Below are 7,453 nucleotides of genomic sequence, written 5' to 3'. Positions count from 1 at the left end.
ATCGGGTGTCGGCACGCTAATTTCTGCCCCTAACACCGCTTCATCGGGGCGAATCGGCACGTCGCAAACCAGGTTATCGCCCTCGAATCGGAAGAAAGAATGGGGTAGTATTTCAATGGTGAGATACAAATCGCCCCGCTGTTGAGTAAACGGACTAGGGCGACCTCGACCTTTGAGCCGAATCCGACTGCCCGGTTTGGCACCTGCGGGAATGCGGACATTAATCGTGTCATCGGCGAGTTGGAGTCGCTGCTGAACGCCGTGAAAAGCTTGAGCAAACGTCAGCGCGATCGCAGCTTCGGTATCTGGGGCGGGAGCTTGAGAACGAAAGCCCCCAGTCGCCGTTCGATTAGTCGCAGTTTGTCGTCCAGATCGACCCAATAGATCGTTGAGAAACGCATCAAAGTTGTCATATCGATCGAAATCATCAGTCGAGACATTAGCTCCCCTGGGCGGCTGTTGTGTTTCACCATATCCAGGTCGATCCCAATGCTGACCAAATCGATCGTACTTCTCCCGCTTCTCTGGATCGGCAAGTACCTCATTTGCTTCGTTGAGATCTTTAAACTTTGCCTCTGCCTCTTTATCGCCAGGATTTAGGTCGGGATGGAGCTTGCGAGCCATCTTGCGGTAAGCTCGTTTGATTTCTTCAGGAGTTGCCGTTTTGCTGACTCCCAGAGTAGCGTAATAATCCTTAAAATCTGTTGCAGTTGGCATTATTTACCTCTCCAAGCTAGCAGCACTGGCTCTGAATTGTCAGTGTTATTGCTATCTACATTAGATTTTAAATGTGAGGATCTTGTGAACTTCTTTAAAAGTTAAAATATCCAACAACTTAGTCGATCAATCTTGTTCCTTCATAAGAACCTCACATATTATTTGTAGAGTGAATGTGTGGGTAAACACAAAGGATTTTTATGAGCAAGTTAATGCTAATTTCACTGGTATCTGTGGGATTTTTAGTGGCTATGCCTTTGACTGTAAATGCACTGGATTCACAAATAGTTAGCCAGAATTTTGATGATGAAGTGAAGGTGCAAATTTCCCAAGTTCGTCCCCCCTACCAAATTGGATATACCGTTCATTATCGCAGCCCTCGCGACAGGAAATGGACTTTAGAAGGTTTCCACGCCGAGCGTCGCAATGCCGAACGTGCTGCCCGCAGATTGCAGCGGAGTGGCTTTAGAACCCAAGTTCGCTCGCTTGCAGCAGCCGAACGGCGGAGGAGTGGGGGTCGCTAGATCGACTTAGATTAAAAATGTGAGAATCTCGCGAACTTCTACAAGCATTAAGCTATTGATCGGCTCGATCTAACCTTTTTGCTCACAAGAAACTCACATGTTGTTCGTAGGATTAAAGCAGATGTAGATCGAAAGGTTTTTATGAACAAGATAATTCTGTTTTCACTAGTATGCACGGGATTTTTAGTGACTATGCCTGTCGCCGCAAATGCACTAGATTCACAAACAGTTAACCAGAATTTTAATGGGGAACCGAATGTGCGATTAGCCCAATTTCGTCGCGACCAAGATCGCGATCGTCAGTTTACTGTTTATTACCGCAGATCCCGCGACCGCCAATGGACTCTAGAAGGCTCTCATGTAAATCGTCGTGATGCCGAGCGTGCCGCCCGAAGACTAGAGCGGCGCGGTTATAGAACCTACGTTCAGGTGAGTCGAGAAGCCAATCGGGGCATGGGTCGCGATCGCGACATGATGCCCCGAAGATAACAGCGTCGGCATCGACTCTGACGACAGAGAATCGCCTTTCAACCGAAATTTGAGGTAAAAATGTTGAGTATTAGCTTAAATTTAAAAAGAGGTATCGATTCTCTGGCTGAGAAGTTGCACCAACGGCCAAAAATCAACAAATGGCTGTTGGGGTTGCTGGTAGCAATTCCGCTCGTTGGCACCGTCGGTTATATTACCTACAACCAATTGGTGACAGTACCGCAGCAGCGGGCACAACGCAAGATTCAGACGGCAGCGGTGACGCGGGACAATCTGACGATCGTGGTGTCGGCTAATGGCACGGTGCAACCGGAAAGTTCGGTCAATGTCAGTCCGAAAACTTCTGGTGTATTGAAACGGTTGCTGGTGAAAGAGGGCGAATTCGTGCAATCAGGGCAGATCGTTGCCTATATGGATAATTCCAACCTGCAAGGGCAATTGCTCCAGGCACGGGGCAACCTGGCGGCTGCTGAGGCAAATTTGCATAAGGTCATTGCTGGGAGTCGTTGGCGTAGCCTACCGGAGGTAATCGCAAGATATTGCCCAGGCGCAAGCGCATCTGGATGAAGCCACAGCTAGTTTGCAGAAGTTGATGGCTGGAAATCGTTGGCGTAGCCTACCGGAGGTAATCGCAAGATATCGCTCAGGCGCAAGCCAATTTGAGTAAAGTCGCAGTCACCCACAGACAAGCTCAAGAAGATCTGACTCGTACTCAAAAGTTATCCACACAGGGAGCCATCTCGCAACAAGCTCTCAGTAATGCCAAATCGACCCATGAGACGGCTCAAGCGCAAGTAGAGCAGGCTCAACAGGCACTAAATCTGCTCAAAGCCGGATCGCGCCCTGAAGATATCGCCCAAGCCAAAAGCGTCCTCAAACAGCGGCAAGCAGCACTCAATCTGCTCAAAGCTGGCTCGTGTCCTGAAGATATCGCTCAAGCCCGCGCCCAGGTGATGGCTGCCCAAGGTGCAATGGCGATCGTCCAACGGAATATCGACGATACCGCGATTCGCGCCCCCTTCGCGGGGATTATCGCTTGGAAATACGCCGATCCTGGTGCATTCGTGGCTCCAACTACGGCGGGTAGTGCAGTGACTTCAGCTACGTCATCTTCAATTCTGTCCCTCGCATCCACAAATGAAATTGTGGCACAGGTAGCCGAAGCCAGTATCGCCCAAATCCGCGTCGGACAGGCGGCGACGATTAAACTTGATGCTTATTCCGGCAAAACTTTTACGGGTAAAGTGACGCAAGTTGCTACTCAGTCCCTAGTCCAGCAAAATGTGACCAGTTTTGAAGTAAAAGTATCGGTCGCCGATCCCCAACGGCTACTACATGCAGGGATGAATGCAACAGTGGATTTTCAAGCTGGAGAACTAAATCAAGTCCCAGTCGTACCGACAGCCTCGTTGGCGAAGCCTCTCGGAACGAGAATCGTTCAACAGAAAGACGCTCAGGGTGTATTTGTGGCGAAAAAGGGTGGCGATCCGGTGTTTACGCCGATCGTGGTGGGAACGACGGTCAATGACAAAACAGAAGTCAAGTCTGGTTTAACTGGCAATGAACAGGTGTTACTCAGCTTTCCAGCAGGTACCCGCAAAGTTTCATCGATGTCGCCAGGTAGAGCGGAGGCTCGATAACCTCAGCGGTTTCTAACCGCTGTCTTGATGCGCTAAACCGTCGGGAAACAAAGGCGTGCGCGCATCGCTGCTCATAATGCAAAGTCCGCCTACGCGGACTAAATAATCAGTCCGCGTAGCGAAAAGTGCGGTCTTGGGGTTTCCCCAAGTAGAGCACCTTTTCAAGACAGGCGGACTTTGCAACACTAGCCCCGAATTTATTCGGAGGCATTTCTAGGTAGCTTCGATCGTGAAGGAGAAAGAAAATGCCAAACACAATTCCTAGTATCGAATTTTTTGATGGTATTGCCGAAGAGTTGGAAAATGTCAGTTTAAGACGCAATCCCTCTACAGAAATGCGCTCTGTTAAATTCACTTTTCAAACCTTAAAAGCTCTAGATCGGGGCAATAGTTTCATCAAGCGATCGTTCAACACCATGCGACTCGTCGATAGCGAGGGCACGATTTCGGTTGCGCCAAAGTCCACCAAACTCTTTTGGGGTGGGGAAGAAAATGACGAACTCAAGCGGTTTGAATTTACCTTTGAAATCGACCGAGACGATCATTGGGAGCGGTTGATGGGATTTATGGGTCGCTATTCAGAAGCAAACGATCTGACATTTGCCGAATCTTCACCAACAGCAGCAGTGGAGGCAGAGAGTTGAAAACAAGATATCCTCGCAAATCATTGATGCGTCCCGCCCGTCGCCCCAAACGCCGCATCTCACTATTTGAAATCCTGCTGATGGCAGTAGAAAGCCTGCGGAGCAATAAGGTACGCACTGGATTGACGATGTTGGGGGTCATTATTGGAATCTCCTCCGTAATTATGATTACGTCGATCGGGCAAGGCGTGCAAAAGGCGACCGAATTACAAATTCAGGCACTGGGTACCAATGTGATGCTGGTTTCAGCCGCAGCAGCCAGAACGGTCGGCATCAGTCAGGGGGCTGGTTCGGCGAGTACCCTGACTTGGCAAGATGCCCAGGCGTTGGCGTAGCCTCTCCCCTTGGAGAATCGCCAAACAAGTTCCAGCGGCGATGAGGGTTGCAGCAGTCTTACAGCGATCGAATATTCAGATCGTCCGAGGCGATATCAATATTGCCACAACTGTTGTGGGCACGGATTTAAACTATCCAGCGATGAAAAATATCCAGCCGCAATTGGGAGCTTTTTTTCGCCAAGAAGATTTGGATAATGCCAAACCTGTCGTCGTCCTCGGTGCCAAAGTTCGCGATGACTTGTTCGCCCCATCGGAAACCGCGATCGGTACCGACATTCGGATTCGCGGCAAACGCTATCACGTCATCGGCGTAATGGAAGCTAAAGGCTCGATGGGGCCGCAAAATCTGGATGATGTGGTTTATGTGCCGCTCACCAGTATGTCCGGTCAGATTGTCGGCAATAATGCCCTCTCAGGTGTCGCGATTAATGCGTTTTGGGTTGAATCTAGCGATGCCGACCAACTCGAAGCAGCACAATTTCAGGTTACAAATGTACTGCGGCTGCGCCATCATCTTCGTCCACCCAAACTGGATGATTTTACGATTACCAATCAAGTAGATATCATCAATACCTTCACGAATATTGTCGGGTCATTTACGCTGATGGTCGGGGCGTTGGCGAAGCCTATCGGAACGATAATCGCCGGAATTTCGCTAGTTGTCGGCGGCATTGGCATCGCGAATATTATGTTGGTGTCCGTGATGGAACGTACCCGCGAAATTGGTCTGCGGAAAGCAGTTGGCGCAACTAGCGGCGCAATTCTCGACCAATTTTTAATCGAAGCGTTGGCGTAGCCTCTCTGCAAGAGAATCGTGATTGCGAATATTGGCGGCGCGATCGGCATCGTGGTCGGGATCGCCCTAGCTTTTGTGGCTGCTGCTGCGTTTAAATTCCCCTTTATCGTGCCCCTGTGGTCGGTGGTGGTCGGATTTGGACTCTCGCTCATCGTCGGAGTGTTAGCAGGCGGTATTCCTGCTCGTAATGCTGCCAAATTAGACCCGATCTTGGCACTACATGGGGAGTAAATAACTATGGCAGCGATGATTTATTTGGAGAACATTACCAAAACCTATCACTTGGGCGAGATCGATGTCCCTGTCCTCAAACACATCGATCTATCGATTCTCCTGACGGAGAGGCTACGCCAACGAGTCAGGCGAATATGTGGCAATTATGGGGGCTTCGGGTTCGGGCAAATCGACCCTAATGAACATTATCGGTTGTCTCGTTCGCGTAGCGTCGGCCTAAGCCGAATCGCCCCAGTAGTGGTCTATATCTCCTCGATGGCACAAATCTCACCACCTTAGATGATGACGAACTCGCCGATATCCGCAATCAGTATATTGGGTTTGTATTTCAACAGTTCAACCTATTGCCACGCCTCACCGCATTGGGGAATGTCATGTTACCGACGATCTATGCCGATGTCTCCCGCGCCCAGCGGATCGATCGAGCCACCGCAGCCTTAGTCCAAGTCGGTCAAGGTACGACGATCGCGTTGGCGTAGCCTCTCAGGATGAGAATCGTTACTCATGATGCCAATGTTGCGGCGAGGACAAAGCGGATCATCCAAATGGTGGATGGGGTAATTGTTGAAAATGCTCACAACTTCCTCAAACTATCTTCATAAAGTGATTGTAATAGGCTATTAACAAGATCTAAAGTAACCAGAGGTTTATATGTTTAAGAAGATTTTGGTGGCAATAGATGGCTCAGAAACGAGTCATGATGTTTTCAAAACAGCACTCGACATTGCGAAAGCCGATCATGCCAGTCTCTCACTCTTGCATGTTATATCCTTCGAGGAACAAAGTAATCTACCGATCCCGATGCCGACTGGGTTGGAATATTTTCAAGCTGCTGATAGTGACTTGCTCAAAATATATCGAGAACAGTGGCAAAACTATAAAACCCAAAGTTTAGATCTATTAAAATCCCTGACAGATCGATCAATTGCTGAAGGCATAAACGCTGAATTTCACCAGATACCTGGTGGCCCCGGTCGAAAGATCTGTGAATTTGCTCAGTCGTCAGATGTCGATCTAATTGTGATGGGACACAGGGGTATTTCTGGTCTCAATGAGTTGCTCGTCGGCAGCGTCAGCAATTATGTCCTCCATCACGCTCCTTGTTCTGTGCTGATGGATAAAAAGTGACGCGATCTACCGATCGTGTAGAACCTTCAGCTAACTAGGCTGTCCATTTCAAATCACCGATTTCCCTACATCAGAGGCTGTGCCTACGATCGAATCTTTAGAGAGAATAAGTATGCTAAATATCGATGAAATGAGTGCCAAAGAAATCCGTGAACTACTTCGCAAAGTAGGGTATGGTCATCTCGGCTTCATCTATGAAGGAAAACCATCGGTGATTCCAATGCACTATTATCTCGAAGGTGCGGATATTTATCTATTTACAACCGAAGGGATCAAGACTTATGGCATGGATGTGAATCCAGAAGTTTGTCTACAGGTTGAAGAAGTACACGGATCGCTGCATTGGCGGAGCGTGATGGTGAAGGGTCGAGTCGAGCGGGTTGTAGATCGGTCGGAAATCGATCGAATTATGCAACTGATTAAACAGCAGAATCCTACACTTACTCCGGCTATCAATCGCACTTGGATCGATGCCTGGGGACGCGCAGATACAAGCAGCATCTATCGGATTTCTCACTATCAGATGAGCGGACGGATGACTGATGGCATTAGTAGTAAAAAGGAAATAAACTTACCTCATCAGATGTGAGTATCCTCACGAGTTCCTCATGTTTTTACACTACAGTAAGAACTAAGCAGTTACTAGATTTATTTATTAGTGTGTACTTTAAACCCATATTCATATCAAGAGAGGTCTTCTATGTTTTTACTACATCGACCGACTCAAATACTTGTTGAAATTCTCGAACTCAGCGATCTGTTTGATCCCTTTAAAACTCAGGTGCTCGGCATGGCTCATGCTGGCGAAGAACTGCAAGATCCTGCCTTATTTACCAAGGTAGAAATGGGATTTCCGTCTGAAGAATCATTACCGATCTGTTGGCTAGATGGTCATTATCGAGAACATCTTCACCTCGGACAACACAAGATGGCAGTGTCATAA

The 7,453-nt window shown here is 48.5% G+C and carries 7 protein-coding genes and 3 pseudogenes; 9 read left to right on the top strand and 1 reads right to left on the bottom strand.

All coding sequences use genetic code 11. The annotated features are described in order from the left end of the window. On the bottom strand, positions 1 to 717 hold a 717-nt coding region (locus tag RMO27_RS18015), incomplete at its 3' end, for a DnaJ domain-containing protein (RefSeq protein ID WP_309735048.1). Between the two features lie 212 nt (positions 718 to 929). On the opposite strand from RMO27_RS18015, the gene RMO27_RS18010 reads away from it, so the two are divergent. From RMO27_RS18010 to RMO27_RS17955, 9 genes and pseudogenes are all read left to right on the top strand, one after another. Further along, positions 930 to 1,241, top strand: coding sequence for a hypothetical protein (locus RMO27_RS18010; protein WP_309735045.1), 312 nt, complete (start codon positions 930 to 932; stop codon positions 1,239 to 1,241). A 141-nt stretch (positions 1,242 to 1,382) separates the two neighbouring features. Next, a complete protein-coding gene (locus tag RMO27_RS18005) occupies positions 1,383 to 1,730 on the top strand; it encodes a hypothetical protein (protein WP_309735044.1) in 348 nt (115 codons plus the stop codon). A gap of 60 nt (positions 1,731 to 1,790) precedes the next feature. Then, a pseudogene (locus RMO27_RS23955) lies at positions 1,791 to 3,370 on the top strand (efflux RND transporter periplasmic adaptor subunit). 245 nt (positions 3,371 to 3,615) lie between these two features. Continuing rightward, a complete protein-coding gene (gene psb28 / locus RMO27_RS17990; RefSeq protein ID WP_309735038.1) occupies positions 3,616 to 4,014 on the top strand; it encodes a photosystem II reaction center protein Psb28 in 399 nt (132 codons plus the stop codon). A gap of 26 nt (positions 4,015 to 4,040) precedes the next feature. Beyond that, positions 4,041 to 5,379, top strand: a pseudogene (locus tag RMO27_RS17980) (ABC transporter permease). Positions 5,380 to 5,385: 6 nt separating this feature from the next. Beyond that, positions 5,386 to 5,840: pseudogene (locus tag RMO27_RS23950) on the top strand (ABC transporter ATP-binding protein); the annotation flags it as partial. Positions 5,841 to 6,033: 193 nt separating this feature from the next. Then, positions 6,034 to 6,510 carry a universal stress protein gene (locus tag RMO27_RS17965; RefSeq protein WP_309735029.1) on the top strand — a complete coding sequence of 159 codons (477 nt, stop codon included), beginning with the start codon at positions 6,034 to 6,036 and terminating at the stop codon, positions 6,508 to 6,510. Positions 6,511 to 6,622: 112 nt separating this feature from the next. After that, positions 6,623 to 7,099, top strand: coding sequence for a pyridoxamine 5'-phosphate oxidase family protein (locus tag RMO27_RS17960; protein ID WP_309735026.1), 477 nt, complete (start codon positions 6,623 to 6,625; stop codon positions 7,097 to 7,099). Positions 7,100 to 7,210: 111 nt separating this feature from the next. Beyond that, complete coding sequence (locus RMO27_RS17955) at positions 7,211 to 7,453, top strand: acetyltransferase (RefSeq protein ID WP_309735025.1); 243 nt, start codon at positions 7,211 to 7,213, stop codon at positions 7,451 to 7,453.

This window comes from Chamaesiphon sp. OTE_75_metabat_556, assembly GCF_031378165.1.
Taxonomy (GTDB): Bacteria; Cyanobacteriota; Cyanobacteriia; order Cyanobacteriales; family Chamaesiphonaceae; genus Chamaesiphon.
This window is presented reverse-complemented; position numbering and strand designations above follow the sequence as displayed.